The organism is Streptomyces sp. NPDC057445 (genome assembly GCF_042802855.1).
Classification (GTDB): Bacteria; Actinomycetota; Actinomycetes; order Streptomycetales; family Streptomycetaceae; genus Streptomyces.
The window spans coordinates 14,567-32,857 of record NZ_JBHVDH010000006.1 but is presented as its reverse complement, the minus strand read 5'-3'; the positions used below and the strand labels follow the sequence as shown (position 1 = coordinate 32,857).

The window sequence follows — 18,291 nt, the reverse complement described above, 5'->3', positions numbered from 1 at the left end:
CCCCAGCGCCTGTGCGCGGCGCGTGAACTGCCGGGACGGGGCCCTGAACTGTGCCGGTTCTGCGCAGATCGGCTCCGTGCGGTCCGAGGCTGAGTAGGCTCGGCCCATGGAGCATGAGGTGTTCGTTCCGGTTCCGGCAGAGACCGTCCGGCAGACGCTGACCGACCCCGGGCGCGTCGCGCGCTGCGTCCCCGGACTCCAACGGGACGCCGATGCCTCGGCGGGCCCCCTGGCGGGCCGCCTGAAATTCCGGGTGGGCGGCCACACGATCACTTACCGGGGCGCGCTGCGGATCACCGAGCAGGACGGCGGCTTCGCTGTCGAGGGCGAGGGCACGGAGGCCCGCGGCCCGGGCGCGGCGAAGCTCACGCTCACTCTTCGCCTCACCCCGGCCGAGGGCGGCACGACCATCAGCTTCAGCGGCACGTCGCACGCCGAGGGCCGGCTGGCCGAGCTCCCCCCTGAGACGACGGCCCAGGCCGCCACCCGCCTGCTGGACCGTTTCGCCGCGTCGATGGCCTCCCTGGTGACGCAGGAACGGACGCCCGGGAGCGCCGAGCAGGCGGACTCCGGGCCCACGGCGGGTCCCGCGGCCGAGGAGGGCCGGGCCGACGGGGACGCGCGCACCGGCGGCGAGGCCGACGGAAGGGAGTCCGCCCCCGTGGGGGCCGGCGCGGAGCCGGAGCCCGGCGCGGCGCCGGATTCGGCGCCCGCAGGCAAGGCGGAGCAGGACGCGGAGGACGAGGCTGCCGACGGCGAAGTCCTCGATCTGCCGGCACAGCACGACGCCGGTGCCGGGGACGCCGCCACAGGCCCGGGTGCCGAGTCCGGCGAGGCGGACGGCGCCTCCGCCCGGGCGGACGAAGCCGTCGAGGAGGCGTCCGCCCGCGAAGCCGAGGGGTACGCCCACGCCGCCGACGGGGACGACGGCAGGTCCGTGTTCGACGTCGACGTGCCGCCCTCCGCGCTGGACCCGATGGACGGGGAGGAGTTCGACGAGGACGAGGAGCCTCCGGCCGAGGCCGCGCACGCGCGGCGAACCATGATCGGGCGGAGTGCGGAGGAGGTCGACCACGCACCGCCGCGCGGGCGGTACGCGCCCGTGCCCGCGCCGCAGGCAACCTCGGCAGGCGGCACCCTGCGCTGGATCGCGCCCGCCGCCGCGCTCGCCATCGCATCCGCCGTGGTTGTCGGACGTGCCCTGCGGCGCCGCAGGTAGTCCGCCAGTAATGTCGGGGTGTGAGTAGCCAAGAGAGCGTCCGGCTCACTGCCGGCGATGTCGAGCTGACCGTGAACCCGGCGAACGGCTGCCGGATCAGTAGCCTCCGGATCGGAGGGACCGAGCTCCTCCGCCAGGGCGAGCGCTACGGGTGCTTTCCCATGGTCCCGTGGTGCGGCAGGACCGAGAAGGGCCGGTTCGTCAACGGCGGCGTTCCGCACCAGCTGCCCGTCAACGCCCCGCCCCATGCGATCCACGGCACCGGCCGCGACACCGCCTGGCGACCCGCCCACACCACCGGCCCGGCCACCGCCGCGTTCACGTACGAACTCGGTGAGCCCTGGCCGTACACCGGAGTGGTCACGCAGACGTTCGAGCTGACCGAGGACTCCCTCACCCTTCAGCTCGGCGTCGAGACATACGACGTGTCGTTCCCCGCCCAGGCCGGCTGGCACCCGTGGTTCCTGCGCAACGCCTTCCCCGGCGGCAAGGACGCCCAGCTCGCGTTCACCCCCGACTGGCAGGAGGAGCGCGGCCCGGACCACCTCCCCACCGGCCGCCGTATCGGCCCCACCCCCGGCCCCTGGGACGACTGCTTCGGCATGGAGGACGGTGTCGATGTCACCGTCACCTGGCCGGAGCACCTGGAACTCCAGGTGAAGAGCCCTTCGGAGTGGGTCGTCGTCTACGACGAGCAGCCCGAGGCGGTCTGTGTCGAGCCCCAGTCCGGCCCGCCCAACGGCCTCAACACCCACCCGCGCCTGGTCACCCCCATCGACCCGCTCGAAATGTCCGCGACCTGGAGCTGGCGGCGACTCGGCTAGGTTTCCGGCCGCCGGACCGGCCCAGGGCCCTGTCCGGCCTGATCAGCCGGGCAGGACCTAAGCTGCTGAGCATGACTGACGTACGTGCTGAGCTCCTCCAGCAGATCAAGGACAAGGCCGTGGTGCACGGCAGGGTGACCCTCTCCTCGGGTCGTGAGGCCGACTACTACATCGACCTGCGCCGGATCACGCTGGACGGCGAGGCCGCGCCGCTGGTCGGTCAGGTCATGCTCGATCTGACCAAGGAGCTGGACTTCGACTGCGTCGGCGGTCTGACACTGGGCGCGGACCCCGTCGCGACCTCGATGCTGCACGCGTCCGCCGCGCGCGGTGAACGCCTGGACGCCTTCGTCGTACGCAAGGCCCAGAAGGCGCACGGCATGCAGCGCCGTATCGAGGGGACCGACGTCAAGGGCCGCCGTTGCCTCGTCGTCGAGGACACCTCGACGACGGGCGGCTCGCCGCTCACCGCCGTCGAGGCGGTGCGTGAGGCGGGTGGCGAGGTCGTTGCGGTTGCCACGATCGTGGACCGTGGGGCCGCGGGTGCCATCGCGGACGCCGGGCTGCCGTACCTCACCGGGTACCAGCTCTCGGACCTCGACCTCGCCTGACCGGGGGCGCATCAGATCTGACCTGGGTTTTTGCCGAGATGGTGAGGGTTTCACGTGAAACCCTCGCCCCTCGGGCCGGGAGACGCCATGGGCGTCTGGAAAGATAGGTGCGACGATGTCGTCGCCCCCAGGTCAGGGCCAAGCAACGCAAACCGCACATCACAAGGAGCGGACAGATGCCCATCGCAACCCCCGAGGTCTACAACGAGATGCTCGACCGGGCGAAGGCAGGCAAGTTCGCCTACCCGGCCATCAATGTCACCTCGTCCCAGACCCTGCACGCTGCGCTGCGCGGCTTCGCGGAGGCCCAGAGCGACGGCATCGTCCAGATCTCCACCGGTGGTGCGGAGTTCCTGGGCGGCCAGTACAAGAAGGACATGGTGACCGGCGCGGTCGCCCTCGCCGAGTTCGCGCACATCGTTGCCGCCAAGTACGACGTCACCATCGCGCTGCACACCGACCACTGCCCGAAGGACAAGCTGGACGGCTATGTGCGTCCGCTGCTCGCGGTCTCCGCCGAGCGCGTCGCCAACGGCCAGAACCCGCTGTTCCAGTCCCACATGTGGGACGGCTCCGCCGAGACCCTCGCCGACAACCTGGCCATCGGCCAGGAGCTGCTGGCCCAGGCCGCCGCCGCGAAGATCATCCTCGAGGTCGAGATCACCCCGACCGGCGGTGAGGAGGACGGCGTCACCCACGAGATCAACGACGAGCTGTACACCACCGTCGAGGACGCCATCCGCACCGCCGAGGCCCTCGGCCTGGGTGAGAAGGGCCGCTACCTGCTGGCCGCGTCCTTCGGCAACGTTCACGGTGTGTACAAGCCGGGCAACGTCGTGCTCCGTCCCGAGCTGCTGAAGGACCTGCAGGCGGGCGTCGCCGCGAAGTTCGGCAAGTCCGACCCGTTCGACTTCGTCTTCCACGGCGGCTCCGGCTCCACGGCCGAGGAGATCGCCACCGCGCTGGAGAACGGCGTCGTGAAGATGAACCTCGACACCGACACGCAGTACGCCTTCACCCGCCCCGTCGCGGACCACATGTTCAAGAACTACGACGGTGTGCTGAAGGTCGACGGCGAGGTCGGCTCGAAGAAGCTGTACGACCCGCGCAGCTGGGGCAAGTCGGCCGAGGCGGGTATGGCGAAGCGCGTGTCCGAGGCGTGTGAGGCGCTGCGCTCCGCGGGCAACAAGCTCAAGTAGGCGAGACCAAGCGAGACGCGAGGCCCGGCACCGTGAGGTGCCGGGCCTTCGTCCTGTCCGAAGGGCGCACGATGACGACGTACGACTTCGACAAGCCCGTCGACCGCCGGGGCACCGCGTGTGTGCAGTGGGACGGCGTGGCGGCCCGCTTCGGGGTGGACGGGCTGCTCCCGTTCACCATCTCCGACATGGATTTCCCCTCGCCGCCGCAGGTGCTGGACGCCCTGCGGGAGCGGATCGAGCACGGGGTGTTCGGGTACACCGACTGGCGGCTCGGTGAGTTCCGCGCGGCGATATGCGAGTGGCACGCCACCCGGTACGGGACCGAGCTCGACCCGGAACGGATCGTGTACGCGCCTTCCGTGCTCAGCCAGCTGTCCCAGCTGCTGCAGATGTGGACGGAGCCGGGGGACGCGGTGGTCGTCCACACACCGACGTACGACGGCTTCCGCAAGGCGGTCACCGGCCTCGGGCGGGAGCTGCGCGGGGTGCCGGTGGGGGACGCCGCGGGTCTTGAGCGCGAGCTGGCCCGGCCCGACAGCCGGATCCTGCTGCTGTGCTCGCCGCACAACCCGACGGGCCGGGTCTGGACCGAGGACGAGCTCGGCGCAATGGCACGGCTCGCGGAGGCCCACGGCGTCGCGGTGATCAGCGACGAGATACACGCGGACCTGGTGCACGACGGGCGACGGCATCTGCCGTGGACGCGGTTCGCAGGGGAGCGGGGACGGTGGGCACTGATCACGTCCGGTTCGAAGTCCTTCAACTTTCCCGCGCTGACCGGTTCGTACGGGATCGTGGGGGATCCGCAGGAGCGCGCGGCATTCATCGGGAGGATGGAAACGGGTGAGGGCCTTGCCTCGCCCTCTGCGCTCTCCCTGACGGCCCACATCGCCGCGTACCGGGAGGCCGGTCCCTGGCTCGACGCGCTGCGTAGCTATGTCGCCGGGAACCTGTCGATGATCGCGGACCGTCTGAACGGGGCGTTTCCCGTACTGGACTGGACCCCGCCGGGAGCCGGCTATCTCGCGTGGATCGACCTCCGCCCGCTGGGAGTCGCGGACGAGGCGCTCCAGCGCGAGCTGATCGAACGGGAGGGGGTCGCGGTCATGCAGGGCGGGGTGTACGGCGCCCCGGGCTTCGTCCGCCTGAACGTGGGATGTCCGCGGGCGAAGGCGGAGGCCGGCGCGGACGCCCTGGTCCGGGCCCTGACCCGACTCGTCTGACCTGCCGTTGGTCGGCCTGCCCCGGGCCCGGCCTGCCCTCCGGTCCGCCCCGCCCCGCATCCACCGGCGACCGCAGCCCCCGTCCCCCGCCCGGGCAGTCCTGGCCGAGGAATGGCCTCGGGCGGGGCGAGCGGGGATGATCGGCCTATGGACATCAGGCTGGCGTCGAGTACCGGTCGGTGGGTGGTGCTGACGACCGTCCTCGGGTCCGGCATGGCGATGCTCGACTCCACCGTCGTCAATGTGGCGCTGCCGCACATCGGCGACGACCTCGATGCCGATCTGGCCGCGCTGCAGTGGACCATCAACGCGTACACGCTGACGCTCGCCGGGCTGATCCTGCTGGGCGGAGCGCTCGGGGACCGGTACGGGCGGCGGCGGGTGTTCGTCATCGGTGCCGTCTGGTTCGCCCTGGCCTCGCTGGCCTGCGGACTGGCGCCCAACGCGACCGCGCTGATCATCGCCCGTGCCCTGCAGGGGGTCGGCGGGGCGCTGCTCACCCCGGGGTCGCTCGCGCTGATCCAGGCGAGCTTCCATCCGGACGACCGGGCCCGGGCCGTGGGCCTGTGGTCGGGCTTCGGCGGGGTGGGCGCGGCCGTGGGACCGTTCGTCGGGGGCTGGCTGGTCGACGGGCCCGGCTGGCGGTGGGTGTTCCTGCTCAATGTGCCGCTGGCCGCGCTGTGCGTCCCCGTGGCGATACGGCACGTTCCCGAGTCCCGGGACCCGGCCGCACACGGGCGGTTCGACGTCCTGGGCGCGGTGCTGGGCGCGGTGAGCCTCGCGCTGGTGACGTACGCGCTCATCGAAGTCTCGTGGTGGGCCGGTCTGGCGGGCGTGGTCGCGGGGGTGGCGTTCGTGCTCCTCGAGCGGCGGAGGGCCGAGCCCATGCTGCCGCCGTCGATCTTCGCCTCGCGCCAGTTCACCGCGGTCAATCTGGTGACGCTGTGTGTGTACGCCGCGTTCAGCGGGTTCTTCTTCCTGACCGCCCTGCAGCTCCAGGTCGTGTCCGGCTACTCGGCGCTCGCCGCCGGTACCGCCCTTCTCCCCACCACCGTGCTGATGCTTCTGTTCTCCGCCCGCTCGGGCGAGCTGGCGCAGCGGATCGGCCCCCGCATCCCGCTCACCGTCGGCCCGCTCCTGTGCGCGGCCGGGATGCTCCTGATGCTGCGGGTCGGCGCGGACGCCTCCTACCTCAAGGACGTCCTGCCCGCCCTGCTGCTGCTGGGCCTCGGCATGGTCACCCTCGTCGCCCCGCTGACGGCGACCGTTCTCGCCTCCGTCTCCACCGCGCGGGCGGGCCTGGCGAGCGGCATCAACAACGCCGCAGCCCGCGCGGCAGGCCTCCTCGCGGTGGCCGCGCTGCCGCTGTTGGCCGGGATGGGACCGGAGGTGTACCACGATCCTGACCAGTTCGCGGCGGCCTTCCGGCTGGCGATGCCGATGCTCGCGGGTGTGCTGGTGCTGGGCGCGGTGATCGCCTGGACGACGGTGCGGCGGCCGACGGAGAAGGTCTGCCGGCCCGAGTGCAGGGTGCAGTGCGGGGTCGGGGCCCCCACCCTGGAACGCGTCGTCGAGCCGGAGCACGGCAGCGCGGACGAGCCGGGAAGGGCCGCCGGGTGAGGCCGCCCCACGGGGCTTCTGTGAAACTGAAGCCATGTCCATCCACGGAAACCTGCTCGGGGGGCCGCCCCCCACCCACCTGCCCGACGACCCGGAGCCCCGGGAGCTGCTCGCCAACGGCACCGCCCCCGCCGACGTGGCCGCGAAGTACCCGACCTCGTCGCTGGCCTGGGCACAGCTCGCGGACGAGGCGTTCGAGGCGGGCCGCGTCGTCGAGTCGTACGCCTACGCCCGCACCGGCTACCACCGGGGCCTCGACGCGCTGCGCCGCAGCGGCTGGAAGGGCCATGGCCCGGTGCCCTGGGAGCACGAGCCGAACCGCGGCTTCCTGCGCGCCCTGCACGCCCTCGCCCGCGCCGCTCAGGCCATCGGCGAGCAGGAGGAGTACGAGCGCTGCAGCACGTTCCTGCGCGACTCCTCGGAGACGGCCGCCGAGACTCTCGGCTGACGCCCTCCGTCCGGGGCGGCAGGGGCCGGGCGACCGGCCCGGCCCCTCCGCACGGGCGGCCTTTATGATGCCCGCAGGGGACCGGAGCTCCGACACCACCAACGGAAAGGGGCGGACCGCTACCCGGACACTTGTGTCAGGAGACAGCGATGTCGCAGTATCCCGATGCCTCCGGAGCCGGTTCGGACACCCCGAACCTCGACTTCGCGGGCACGACCCCGTACGAGGACTATGTCCAGGCGGACGTCCTCACCCACCTCCAGCACCCTCTCTCCGACGATCCCGGAGAGATGGTCTTCCTGGTCACGACGCAGGTGATGGAGCTGTGGTTCACCGTCATCGTCCATGAGTGGGAGACCGCGTCCGACGCCCTGCGCCGTGACGATCTGCCCGTCGCGATGGACGCGCTCAAGCGCTCCGTGCGGGAGCTGGAGGCGCTGAACGCCTCCTGGCGGCCTCTCGCGGGCCTCACTCCGGTGCAGTTCAACTCCTACCGCAGCGCCCTCGGCGAGGGCTCCGGTTTCCAGTCGGCGATGTACCGGCGCATGGAGTTCCTGCTCGGCGACAAGTCCGCGTCGATGCTCGTGCCGCACCGCGGTGCCCCGCGTGTCCACGCCGAGCTGGAGAAGGCGCTCCAGCAGCCGAGCCTGTACGACGAGGTCCTCAGGCTGCTCGCGCGCCGCGGGCTGCCGGTCCCGCAGGCGGTCCTCGACCGCGATCTGTCGCAGCGCTACGAGCCGACGCCCGAGGTGGAGCAGGTGTGGGCGGCCGTGTACGCGGACGACGACCAGCACACCGAGCTGGTACGCCTCGGCGAGGCGCTGACCGACGTCGCCGAGCTGGTCTGGCGCTGGCGCAACGACCATCTCACCGCCACCCGCCGTGCGATGGGTTCCAAGACCGGTACCGGCGGCTCCGCGGGCGTCGCCTGGCTGGAGAAGCGGGCGACGAAGAACGTGTTCCCCGAGCTGTGGACGGCGCGCAGCCATGTCTGATCTCTCGACGGACCTCATGGAGAAGGCGGCGGCGCTGGACGCCGCGGACGAACTGGCCAAGAGGCGGGAGCTGTTCGCGCTCGAGGACTCCGCCGTCTACCTCGACGGGAACTCGCTGGGCGCCCTGCCGCGCCATGTCCCCGCCCGCATGGCCGACGTCATCACCCGCGAGTGGGGCGAGCTGCGCATCCGCTCCTGGGACGAGAGCGGCTGGTGGAGCGCGCCGGAGCGGATCGGCGACCGGATCGCCCCGCTCGTCGGCGCGGCCCCCGGGCAGATCGTGGTCGGTGACTCCACCAGCGTGAACGTGTTCAAGGCGCTGGTCGCGGCCGTCCGTATGGCCGGCGACGGCCGGGACGAGATCGTCGTCGACGCGACGACCTTCCCCACGGACGGCTACATCGCGGAGTCCGCCGCCCGGCTGACCGGGTGCCGCCTGGTGCCCGTCACCCCGGCGGAACTGCCCGCCGCCCTCGGCCCCCGGACCGCCGCCGCCCTGGTCAACCACGTCGACTTCCGTACGGGAAGGCTGCACGATCTGCCGGCGCTCACCGCGGCCGTGCACGAGGCCGGCGCCCTGGCGGTCTGGGACCTGTGCCACAGCGCGGGCGCGCTGCCCGTCGGGCTCGACGCGCACGGCGTGGACCTCGCGGTCGGCTGCACGTACAAGTACCTCAACGGCGGCCCCGGCTCGCCCGCGTATGTGTATGTCGCAGAACGCCACCAGGGCCGCTTCGACTCCCCGCTCCCCGGCTGGAACTCGCACGCCGACCCCTTCGCCATGGCCGCCGGCTTCACGGCGGCGGACGGCGCGGCACGCGGCAGGGTCGGTACTCCCGACATCCTCTCGATGCTCGCGCTGGAGGCGGCCCTCGACGTCTGGGACGGGGTTTCCGTGGAGGCGGTGCGGGCCAAGTCGCTGGCCCTGACCGATTTCTTCCTGGAGTGCGTCGAGGCGTACGCCCCCGAAGGGAGGGTCACCTCACTGACGCCGCGTGCGCATGACGCACGCGGCAGCCAGGTCGCGCTGTCGTGCGCCGAGGCGCCCGCGGTGATGGAAGCGCTGATCGCGCGCGGTGTCGTCGGCGATCTGCGCCGCCCTGACGTGCTGCGATTCGGGTTCACTCCGCTGTACGTCGGCTTCGCGGACACCGAGCGCGCGGCGAGGGTCCTCGCGGACGTGCTCGCCGAGGTGCCCGCCTCGACGCTCGGCTGATCGGAGGGGGCCGGGGGCCTGGTACCGTCCCCGCTGGTCAGGCCGATTCGGCCCCCTCACCGAAAGGTTGGCGCAGCATGCCGGACCCCGCCGCGCACGACGACGAAGCCCGGGACGCCGCCGAGGAAGCCTCGGCGATGTCGCATCCGGTCGTCGCTCCGGACGCCACCGCCGCGTACGGCGATCACCCGGACCAGGTCGTCGACTTCTACGCCCCCCGCGGCGGCCAGGACCGGGCGCCGCTGGTGGTGGTGCTGCACGGCGGGGCGTGGCGGGCGCCGTACGACCGGCAGCACGTCACCCCGTTCGCGGACTTCCTCGCACGGCGGGGTTTCGCCGTCGCCAACGTGGAGTACCGCAGGGGCGGTTCGCTGCCCCAGCAGCGGGAGGAAGAAGGAGCCGCGGTGGCGGTGGCGGGGCGCTGGCCGGAGACGTTCGACGATGTCGCCGCGGCACTGGACGCGCTGCCCGAGCTGGCCCGTACCGCGCTGCCGCAGGCGGACGCGCTGCGCACGGTCGTCACCGGCCACTCGGCGGGCGGCCATCTCGCGCTGTGGGCCGCCGCCCGTCATGTGCTGCCCACGGACGCGCCGGCCGGATGGCGACTGGCGGCGCCTCCGTCGCTCCGTGGTGTCGTCGCGCTCGCCCCGATCGCGGACCTCCGGCGGGCTGCCGAGCTGTCCGTCTGCGGCGGCGCGGTGCACCAGCTCCTGGGCGCCGGGGAGCGGTTCGAGGAACGGGCGCGCTTCGCCGACCCGGCGGCGCTGCTGCCCACGGGAATCGCGACGGCCGTCGTCCAGGGCCGCAGCGACAGCGTGGTGCCGCAGGCGGTCGCAGAGGCGTACGTCGACGCGGCGGCGAAGGCGGGCGAGACGGTCGGCTTCACGCTTCTCGAGGACGTCGGTCACTTCCCGCTGATCGACCCGGCGGCGGACGCGTGCGCGGTGGTGGCGGAGGAGATCGCTCAGCTCGCCTGGTGAACCAGGGCACAGCACGGGAGCGGTCGCGGACAGAACCTGACCTCAAGGCTTTCTACGTTCTCCCCATGACGAACACACACAAGGTCCTTGTCACGGGTGCCACCGGAACCGTCGGCCGCCAGGTCGTCGCCGAACTCCTCGCCCGCGGCAGCACCGTCCGTGCCCTCACCCGTGACACGGCCAGGGCGAAGGCGTCCCTACCGGAAGGAGTCGAGGTCGTCCAGGGGGACCTCACCGAACCCGAGAGCCTGATCCCCGCCCTCGAGGGTGTCACCGGTCTGCATCTGATCACCTTCGGCGGGGAGTACATGGCACCGCTGGAGACCGGCCCGCGGATCGTCGAGCTCGCCCGCACGGCGGGCGTCCGCCGGGTCACGGTGCTGCACGGCGGCGAGCGGACCCCGCTCCAGGGCGCGGTGGAGGCCAGTGACCTCGACTGGACCGTGCTGATGCCGGTCGAGTTCATGGCGAACGCACTGGAGTGGGCCGAGTCGGTCCGTACCGGCGACGCGGTGCACGAGCCGTTCACGGAACGGCTGAGCGCGATGGTCCACGAGGCCGACATCGGCGCGGTGGCGGCCGTCGCCCTCTGCGAGCACGGCCACGGCCGGAAGTCGTACCCGATCACCGGCCCCGAGGTGCTCACCCTCCAGGACAAGGTGGACGCGCTCGCCGCCGCCCGCGGCAAGGCCGTCGCACTGGTGGAGCTCACCCCCGGGCAGGCCGTCGAGAGGTGGCGTGCGGCGGGCCTGCCGCAGGACGCGATCGACTTTCTGATCCATGTGTACGGGAACACCCCGCCAGAGGGCCGCACGGTCTCCGGCACCGTCGAGAAGGTCACCGGCCGCCCGGCGCGTACCTTCGCCCGCTGGGCGGCCGAGCACGCGGACGCGTTCCGGGGGTGATCGCAGGTCGTCCCCTGTAGTACCTGGGACGGACGCGGAAGGATCCGCTTCGCAGGTGACGACCGCGTCCGTCCGCCCCCGTACCTTGTCGATGTGACCGATACGCAGACCACGCAGCGCGTGAAGCGCACCGACGCGGCGAGCCGCAGCCCCGAGTTCCGCCTGGCCATGGGCGCGCTCAGCGGTCTGCGCCAGGAGCTCTTCCAGGACGCCTTCGCCTACCGCCCGCTGGCGCCGAGGGCGACCGACGGTCCGGTGACCCGGCGGCTGCCGGGCCGGATACGCCGGGCCGCGGCATGGACCCCGCACGCGATCGTCGCCGGCGGAGCCCTGATGGTGCTGCTCACGGGGGTCACCGCCTCGTCCTCCGTGTACGGGCCGGCGGCAGTGCTCGTCGGGGCGATCCCGGCGACCGTGGTGCTGATGACGCTGGTCCGGCCGGTGCTGGCGTTCTGGGCCTCGCTGGCCTCCACCCCGTTCGTCTCGCTCATCGGCGGTGCATGGGACGGCGATTGGCCGTGGCCGCCGGCCTCCTTCGCCGCGCACCTCGCCGTCCTGACCGTCGTGGCGGCGCGGACCCGGCCGCGCACCGCCCTCTGGATGTGGCTGATGACGGGGGCGTTCGGGCTGTTCGGCGAGGTCTTCGTAGGACCCGAGTCCTTCAGCAACACCTTCCCGATGATGTTCGTCTCGGCCATGGTGCTGCTCGTGGTCGCCCTCGCCCAGGTGCGCCGCGAGGCGGAGCGGGAGGTCGCCGTCCAGCAGAGCGTCACCGCCGTCGAGCGCGACCGGCGCACGCTGCTGGAGGAGCGGACCACCATCGCCCGCGAACTGCACGACGTGGTCGCCCACCACATGTCGGTGGTCGCGATCCAGGCGGAGGCGGCACCGTACCGGGTCGAGAACCCGCCGCCCGAGCTCGAGCAGGCCTTCGTGACGATCCGTGAGAACGCGGTGGCCGCGCTGACCGAGCTGCGCCGCGTCCTCGGAGTCGTACGGGCGGAGGACTACGAGGCCCCGGACGCGCCGCAGCCGACGCTCGCGGACCTGGACGGGCTGCTGCGCAACGTCCGCGACGCGGGACTGGAGGTGGATCTCGCGATCACCGGCGCGGTGCGCGAACTGCCGCAGGGTGTCGAGCTCTCGGCCTACCGGATCATCCAGGAGGCGTTGAGCAACGCGCTGCGTCACGCACCCGGCGCGCCCGCCAAGGTCGAGGTGTCGTACGTCCTGGGCGGCCTCGGTCTGCGGATCGTCAACGGCCCGGCGCGGGGACTCGTGAAGCCTTCGCAAGGCGCGGGCCATGGCATCACCGGCATGCGGGAGCGGGTCGCGATGCTGAACGGCGAGATGACCGCCGGGTCCACGGAGGACGGCGGCTACGAGATCGCCGCGTTCCTCCCCGTCGCGAAGGACGAGACGGCATGACCATCCGTGTGCTGATCGTCGACGACCAGGCGATGGTCCGTGAGGGCTTCTCCGTCCTGCTGAACGCGATGTCCGGCATCGAGGTGATCGGCGAGGCGGTCAACGGCCGCGAGGCGGTCGCGCAGGTCAACGCGTTGCGCCCGGACGTCGTGCTGATGGACATCCGGATGCCCGAACTCAACGGCATCGAGGCGACCCGCGAGATCGTCGCGGCGGACGCCGACGCGAAGGTACTGGTCCTGACGACCTTCGACCTCGACGAGTACGTGTACCAGGCGCTGCGCGCAGGAGCCTCCGGCTTTCTCCTCAAGGACGCGTCGGCGCGCCAGCTCGCGGACGGAGTGCGGATCGTCGCCGCGGGCGAGGCGCTGCTCGCGCCGACGGTCACCCGCCGCCTGATCACCGAGTTCTCCCGTATCGCCACGGCCCCCCGGCCCCCGGCACTGGCTCAGATCGGCGACCTGACGGAACGCGAGACCGAGGTTCTCGTGCTGATCGCGCAGGGCCTGTCGAACGCGGAGATCGCCTCGCATCTCGTCGTCGCCGAGTCCACGATCAAGACCCATGTGAGCCGGATTCTGGTGAAGCTGGGCCTGCGGGACCGGACGCAGGCGGCGGTGTTCGCGTACGAGGCGAGGCTGGTCACGCCGTCCTGACGCCTGGTGCACGGCTGCGCCGGGACGCCGGTGTGCCGTTCGCATCGGGCGTCCTGAGTCAGTGCGGCGGCGGGGGCGGGGACGGGGGCGGCGGCATGGTTCCGAGTCCGGGTGCGGACTCGGGCCACACCAGCAGGACCTGGCAGGGGGCGTGGTCGACCACGAACCGGGCCGCAGGGCCCAGACTTCGCGGCCCCGGATGGCTGAGGTCGCCGTCACGGGCGACGACGAGCAGGTCGGCCTCCGCCGCGGCGGCCACGACCTCCCGTTCTGCCCGGCCGTGCGTTCCAGCCGGATGCAGGGCCGGCCGAGCCGCTGGGCCGCCGCGTCGAGAAGCCGCGCCGTGGACTCCGTACCGAGGCTTCCATGCGGATGCCGGGGTCGTGCTCGCGGCGACCGCGGCCGAGCAGCCCGGCGAACGCGCCGTGGGCGACACCGGCGACGTCCGGCTCGCTGACGTGCACCAGCGTGATCTCGTCGTCCGCGGCGGTATGGGCCCCATCGAACCAGGCGGGGCACCCCACTGCCGTCCGGCCTCACCGGCGGGTAGCGTCCGTACATGGACGCAGCCTCCGCCCCCTCCGTACCCTTCGCGCCCTGGTCGCCGGCCTTCGCCGCCGACCCCTACCCCGCGTACGCGGAACTTCGCGCACGCGGCCGGGTGCACTGGTTCGAGCCGACCCGCCAGTGGCTCGTGCCGCACCACGCCGATGTGTCGGCCCTGCTGCGGGACCGGCGCCTGGGCCGTACCTATCTGCACCGCTTCACCCACGAGGAGTTCGGGCGTACGCCCCCGCCGGCCGCGCACGAACCCTTCCACACGCTCAACGACAACGGGCTGCTGGACCTGGAGGCCCCGGACCACACGCGGATCAGGCGGCTGGTGACCAAGGCGTTCACACCGAGGACCGTGCAGGCGCTGGAGCCGACCGTGCGACGGCTGGCGGCGGAGCTGGTGGGGAAGCTGGTGAAGGCGGGCGGGGGCGATCTCCTCGCGGAGGTCGCAGAGCCGCTGCCGGTCGCCGTCATCGCGGAGATGCTGGGGATTCCCGAAGCGGAACGGGGGCCCCTGCGGCCCTGGTCGGCGGACATCTGCGGGATGTACGAGCTGAACCCGTCGGAGGAGACGGCGGCGCGTGCCGTCCGTGCCTCGCTCGAGTTCTCGGCGTATCTGCGCGAGCTGATCGCGCAGCGGCGCAAGGCGCCGGGCGAGGACCTGATCTCCGCGCTGATCGCCGCGTACGACGAGGGCGACCGGCTCAGCGAGCAGGAGATGATCTCCACCTGTGTGCTGCTGCTGAACGCGGGTCATGAGGCGACCGTCAACACGACCGCGAACGGCTGGTGGACGCTCTTCCGCCACCCCGGGCAACTGGCCGCCGTGCGCGCCGACCACTCCCTGCTGTCCACAGCTGTGGAGGAACTGATGCGCTACGACACCCCGCTCCAGCTCTTCGAGCGCTGGGTCCTCGAGGACATCGAGATCGACGGCACCCTCGTCCCCCGCGGCTCCGAGCTCGCCCTGCTCTTCGGCTCCGCCAATCGCGACCCCGCCCGCTTCGACCGCCCCGACACCCTGGACCTCTCCCGCCCGGACAACCCCCACGTCAGCTTCGGCGCGGGCATCCACTACTGCCTCGGCGCCCCGCTGGCCCGGATCGAACTGGCCGCGTCCTTCGGCGAGCTGCTACGGGAGGCGCCGACGATGCGGCTCGCCGCGCAGCCGCGGTGGAAGCCGGGCTTCGTGATCCGGGGGGTGCGGGAGCTGCTCGTCGAACTGTGACGGGCGGCGCCCAGGACGCCGGGCACGGCGGCCGGGCCCGCAGATCTCGGTGGCGAGTGGTCCGGTGGGTTTCCTACGGTGGGTCGCATGCCGCACCGGAGCGCGTACGTCTGCCTGCCCTGCCGCTCCTCCTTCAAGCTCGGGGGACGGCGCGAGCGGGTGTGCCCGCGCTGCGCGCGGCCGATGATCCATGCCGGGGACGCGTTCGAGGCGCCACCGCGGCGGGACCGCGAGGCATGGCGGGTGGTGGCTGTGCTGCTGAACGCGGGGGTGCGGTTCCACCAGCGGTGCTGTGGATGCGGGCCCGGCTTTCGGCCGAGGACCTTGCGGGAGGTGCGCGAGCGCATGGCGTATGCCCGACGCCGCGGGGAGCCGATCGCGGGCGCGCTGGTACGACCGGACCTGTACGCCTGAGCGGCAGCGGCCTCGACGCGCCCGTCCGTGGCCTTCCGGCGCCGGCCACAACGCGGCGCCCCACTCCGCTGCAGGTGGGACGCCACGCGTTCGCGGGGGCTGAGATCAGGTCGTCAGCGCGAGCACCGCGAACAGCGCTTCGGCGCGTCCTGAGGACGGCTCGGACGGCCGCGACCGACCCTCGACCCGGTGGAGGTCCCGGGGTCCCCGGCGTGGAGAGCGGGATGCGCAGCATCGGGGAAAGGGCCCGGGGCGGCGGCCCGGGCGTGAGCGCCCCGAAGTCCTGCGACGGCCCGGGAGTGCTGGTCCCGCCTGGGTGGATCCGGTCAGCGGCTACCGGCGGTACGAGCCCGGGCAGCTCGAGGAGGCCCGGCTGCGGGCCAGGCGGCGCCGGGCGGCCATGCCGGTCCTCCTGGACGACTGATTCCCCGCGGTGTCGGCTGGCGGGGCCGAGCGCCGTTCGGCCACCGCGGTGCGGCCTCCGCTACGGAACGGACGGCAGCGTCAGCGACCACGCCTTCTGGCGCAGCGTCCAGGTCCGGTGCCGCACCGGACCCGTGATGTGGGCGTCCGCGCGGTAGCGGAAGTCCGGCCCTGAGACCGTCACCGTCTCGGCCAGGGTGTGCAGGGTCTCCTCGCCGGCGCGGCGGTGGATGGTCACTTCGGCGGTGCCGTCGCCCGCGCGGACCCGGACGTCCTCGACCGGATCGTCCAGGTCGCTGAGGCGGACGCCGTCGGCCTCGACGCGCAGCCGGTGGGTGCGGGCCCCGGTGACCGTCGGCGCAGGGCGGACGAGGGTGCGGACCAGGGAGCGGCAGGTGTGCCAGACCGATGCCGTCTGCGGGAGCGAGGGAGGCCCGGCCGTGGCCGGGATGCGCACATGACCCAGCACCACCCCGTCGCTGTCGTCCACCAGCAGGTCGAGCGACCTGGCCGCCCCGTCCAGCACGGCCCTCGCCGCCGCCACCGCGTCCGTCGGCACCCCGAGCGAGCGCGCAAGCTCCACCGCGGTGCCGGAGCCGACCGGCACCAGCGACAGCGCCCCGTCCGCCAGCTCGCGTCCCCGGTGCAGTGCGGCGACGGCGCGCAGCAGCGCACGGTCGTCACCGACCACGACAGGCCGTCGTGAGCCCCTCCGGGCCAGCGCCCGGGAAAATTCTTCAGGACCGTCCGGCAGGCAGATTTTCGCTGCTGCCCCGGCACACAACACATCCTTCACGATCCGAACGGACTCGCCGTCAATCCGGCGGGCGACCGGGTCGATGACCACCAGGAGCTGGTCGTGAGCCGACACCTCGGTCCTTCCTCGGGTAGCATCTTTGTGCAAGAGCCCCTTGCGCTATTGCGCCAGGGGCTTCGTCTATTCCGGGGCACACCGGTTGGCGGCTCAGGCCCCCTGACCTTGGACATGCCCCGCCCGGAAGGGGTGTACGCCTGTGCCCGCACTTGTGCTGCTCGGTGCTCAGTGGGGTGACGAGGGCAAGGGAAAGGCCACCGACCTCCTCGGTGGATCCGTGGATTATGTGGTGCGTTACCAGGGCGGCAACAATGCCGGCCACACGGTCGTGGTCGGCGACCAGAAGTATGCGCTCCACCTCCTCCCTTCCGGAATCCTCTCGCCGGGGTGCACCCCGGTCATCGGCAACGGAGTCGTCGTCGACCCGGCCGTCCTGCTCTCCGAGCTGAGCGGGCTGAACGAGCGTGGCGTCGACACGTCCAAGCTCCTGATCAGCGGTAACGCCCATCTGATCACCCCGTACAACGTCACCCTCGACAAGGTGACGGAACGGTTCCTCGGCAAGCGCAAGATCGGCACCACGGGCCGCGGCATCGGCCCGACGTACGCGGACAAGATCAACCGCGTCGGCATCCGGGTCCAGGACCTCTACGACGAGTCGATCCTGGCGCAGAAGGTCGAGGCCGCGCTGGAGCAGAAGAACCAGCTCCTCGCCAAGGTCTTCAACCGCCGCGCGATCGAGGCCGACAAGATCGTGGAGGAGATGCTCCAGTACGCGGAGCAGATCCGGCCGTTCGTCGCCGACACCACGCTGATCCTGAACGACGCCATCGACGAGGGCAAGGTCGTCCTCTTCGAGGGCGGCCAGGGCACCCTCCTCGACGTCGACCACGGCACGTATCCCTTCGTCACCTCCTCGAACCCGACCGCGGGCGGCGCCTGCACCGGCGCCGGCGTGGGGCCGACGAAGATCAGCCGGGTCATCGGCATCCTCAAGGCGTACACCACCCGTGTCGGCGCCGGCCCGTTCCCGACCGAGCTCTTCGACGAGGACGGCGAGGCGCTGCGCCGGATCGGCGGCGAGCGCGGTGTCACCACCGGCCGTGACCGCCGCTGCGGCTGGTTCGACGCGGTCATCGCCCGCTACGCGACCCGCGTCAACGGCCTGACCGACTTCTTCCTCACCAAGCTGGACGTGCTGACCGGCTGGGAGCAGATCCCGGTCTGTGTCGCGTACGAGATCGACGGCAAGCGCGTCGAGGAGCTGCCGTACTCGCAGACCGACTTCCACCACGCGAAGCCGGTGTACGAGTACCTGCCGGGCTGGTCGGAGGACATCACCAAGGCGAAGACCTTCTCGGATCTGCCGAAGAACGCGCAGGCGTATGTGAAGGCGCTGGAGGAGATGTCCGGCGCGCCGATCTCGGCGATCGGCGTCGGCCCGGGCCGTACCGAGACGATCGAGATCAACTCCTTCCTCTAGGGTCTTCCGTTCGGATCAGTCAGGCCGGATCGGTGAGCGAGGTGCGG

At 72.1% G+C, this 18,291-nt stretch carries 17 protein-coding genes and 1 pseudogene; 16 read left to right on the top strand and 2 right to left on the bottom strand.

What is annotated here, in order from left to right; translation table 11 throughout:
* Positions 1 to 106: 106 nt before the first annotated feature.
* From ACFU5O_RS15845 to ACFU5O_RS15785, 13 genes are all read left to right on the top strand, one after another.
* Positions 107 to 1,219 (top strand): SRPBCC domain-containing protein, encoded by a 1,113-nt coding sequence (locus tag ACFU5O_RS15845; RefSeq protein ID WP_384240514.1) that lies wholly within the window; start codon positions 107 to 109, stop codon positions 1,217 to 1,219.
* A gap of 20 nt (positions 1,220 to 1,239) precedes the next feature.
* Complete coding sequence (locus ACFU5O_RS15840) at positions 1,240 to 2,043, top strand: aldose 1-epimerase (protein WP_384240512.1); 804 nt, start codon at positions 1,240 to 1,242, stop codon at positions 2,041 to 2,043.
* A gap of 71 nt (positions 2,044 to 2,114) precedes the next feature.
* Positions 2,115 to 2,654, top strand: a complete 540-nt coding sequence (gene pyrE / locus ACFU5O_RS15835) for an orotate phosphoribosyltransferase (RefSeq protein WP_384240510.1) — start codon at positions 2,115 to 2,117, stop codon at positions 2,652 to 2,654.
* Positions 2,655 to 2,830: 176 nt separating this feature from the next.
* Entirely contained in the window at positions 2,831 to 3,853 is a 1,023-nt protein-coding gene (gene fbaA, locus ACFU5O_RS15830; RefSeq protein WP_384240508.1) for a class II fructose-bisphosphate aldolase, read from the top strand.
* Between the two features lie 71 nt (positions 3,854 to 3,924).
* Positions 3,925 to 5,079: a MalY/PatB family protein gene (locus tag ACFU5O_RS15825; RefSeq protein ID WP_384240506.1), complete on the top strand. Its 1,155-nt coding sequence runs from the start codon at positions 3,925 to 3,927 to the stop codon at positions 5,077 to 5,079.
* A 147-nt stretch (positions 5,080 to 5,226) separates the two neighbouring features.
* Positions 5,227 to 6,699: an MFS transporter gene (locus tag ACFU5O_RS15820; protein ID WP_384240504.1), complete on the top strand. Its 1,473-nt coding sequence runs from the start codon at positions 5,227 to 5,229 to the stop codon at positions 6,697 to 6,699.
* Between the two features lie 34 nt (positions 6,700 to 6,733).
* On the top strand, positions 6,734 to 7,147 hold the full coding sequence (locus tag ACFU5O_RS15815) for a DUF3151 domain-containing protein (protein ID WP_384240502.1): 414 nt from the start codon (positions 6,734 to 6,736) through the stop codon (positions 7,145 to 7,147).
* Positions 7,148 to 7,296: 149 nt separating this feature from the next.
* Positions 7,297 to 8,142, top strand: coding sequence for a tryptophan 2,3-dioxygenase (gene kynA, locus ACFU5O_RS15810; protein WP_384240500.1), 846 nt, complete (start codon positions 7,297 to 7,299; stop codon positions 8,140 to 8,142).
* Entirely contained in the window at positions 8,135 to 9,358 is a 1,224-nt protein-coding gene (gene kynU / locus ACFU5O_RS15805) for a kynureninase (RefSeq protein ID WP_384240498.1), read from the top strand. Before kynA ends, kynU begins: the two co-directional genes overlap by 8 nt.
* 77 nt (positions 9,359 to 9,435) lie before the next feature.
* The gene (locus tag ACFU5O_RS15800) at positions 9,436 to 10,338 is read left to right on the top strand and encodes an alpha/beta hydrolase family protein (RefSeq protein ID WP_384240496.1); all 903 of its coding nucleotides are present in this window, start codon (positions 9,436 to 9,438) and stop codon (positions 10,336 to 10,338) included.
* 65 nt (positions 10,339 to 10,403) lie between these two features.
* Positions 10,404 to 11,243, top strand: a complete 840-nt coding sequence (locus ACFU5O_RS15795) for an NAD(P)H-binding protein (protein WP_384240494.1) — start codon at positions 10,404 to 10,406, stop codon at positions 11,241 to 11,243.
* A gap of 93 nt (positions 11,244 to 11,336) precedes the next feature.
* Positions 11,337 to 12,671 (top strand): sensor histidine kinase, encoded by a 1,335-nt coding sequence (locus tag ACFU5O_RS15790; protein WP_384240492.1) that lies wholly within the window; start codon positions 11,337 to 11,339, stop codon positions 12,669 to 12,671.
* Entirely contained in the window at positions 12,668 to 13,327 is a 660-nt protein-coding gene (locus tag ACFU5O_RS15785) for a response regulator (RefSeq protein WP_384240491.1), read from the top strand. Before ACFU5O_RS15790 ends, ACFU5O_RS15785 begins: the two co-directional genes overlap by 4 nt.
* 58 nt (positions 13,328 to 13,385) lie before the next feature.
* Here ACFU5O_RS15785 and ACFU5O_RS15780 read toward each other — a convergent pair.
* Positions 13,386 to 13,851: pseudogene (locus tag ACFU5O_RS15780) on the bottom strand (universal stress protein).
* 35 nt (positions 13,852 to 13,886) lie between these two features.
* Here ACFU5O_RS15780 and ACFU5O_RS15775 point away from each other — a divergent pair.
* Together ACFU5O_RS15775 and ACFU5O_RS15770 are read left to right on the top strand one after the other, a co-directional pair.
* Positions 13,887 to 15,110: a cytochrome P450 gene (locus ACFU5O_RS15775; protein WP_384240489.1), complete on the top strand. Its 1,224-nt coding sequence runs from the start codon at positions 13,887 to 13,889 to the stop codon at positions 15,108 to 15,110.
* Between the two features lie 87 nt (positions 15,111 to 15,197).
* Positions 15,198 to 15,524 (top strand): deoxyxylulose-5-phosphate synthase, encoded by a 327-nt coding sequence (locus ACFU5O_RS15770; protein WP_384240487.1) that lies wholly within the window; start codon positions 15,198 to 15,200, stop codon positions 15,522 to 15,524.
* Positions 15,525 to 16,008: 484 nt separating this feature from the next.
* On the opposite strand, the gene ACFU5O_RS15765 is transcribed toward ACFU5O_RS15770, so the two are convergent.
* Complete coding sequence (locus ACFU5O_RS15765; RefSeq protein ID WP_384240486.1) at positions 16,009 to 16,818, bottom strand: diacylglycerol kinase; 810 nt, start codon at positions 16,816 to 16,818, stop codon at positions 16,009 to 16,011.
* 142 nt (positions 16,819 to 16,960) lie between these two features.
* Between ACFU5O_RS15765 and ACFU5O_RS15760 the strand changes: the two genes are divergently transcribed.
* Complete coding sequence (locus tag ACFU5O_RS15760) at positions 16,961 to 18,244, top strand: adenylosuccinate synthase (protein WP_384240484.1); 1,284 nt, start codon at positions 16,961 to 16,963, stop codon at positions 18,242 to 18,244.
* Positions 18,245 to 18,291: the final 47 nt, after the last annotated feature.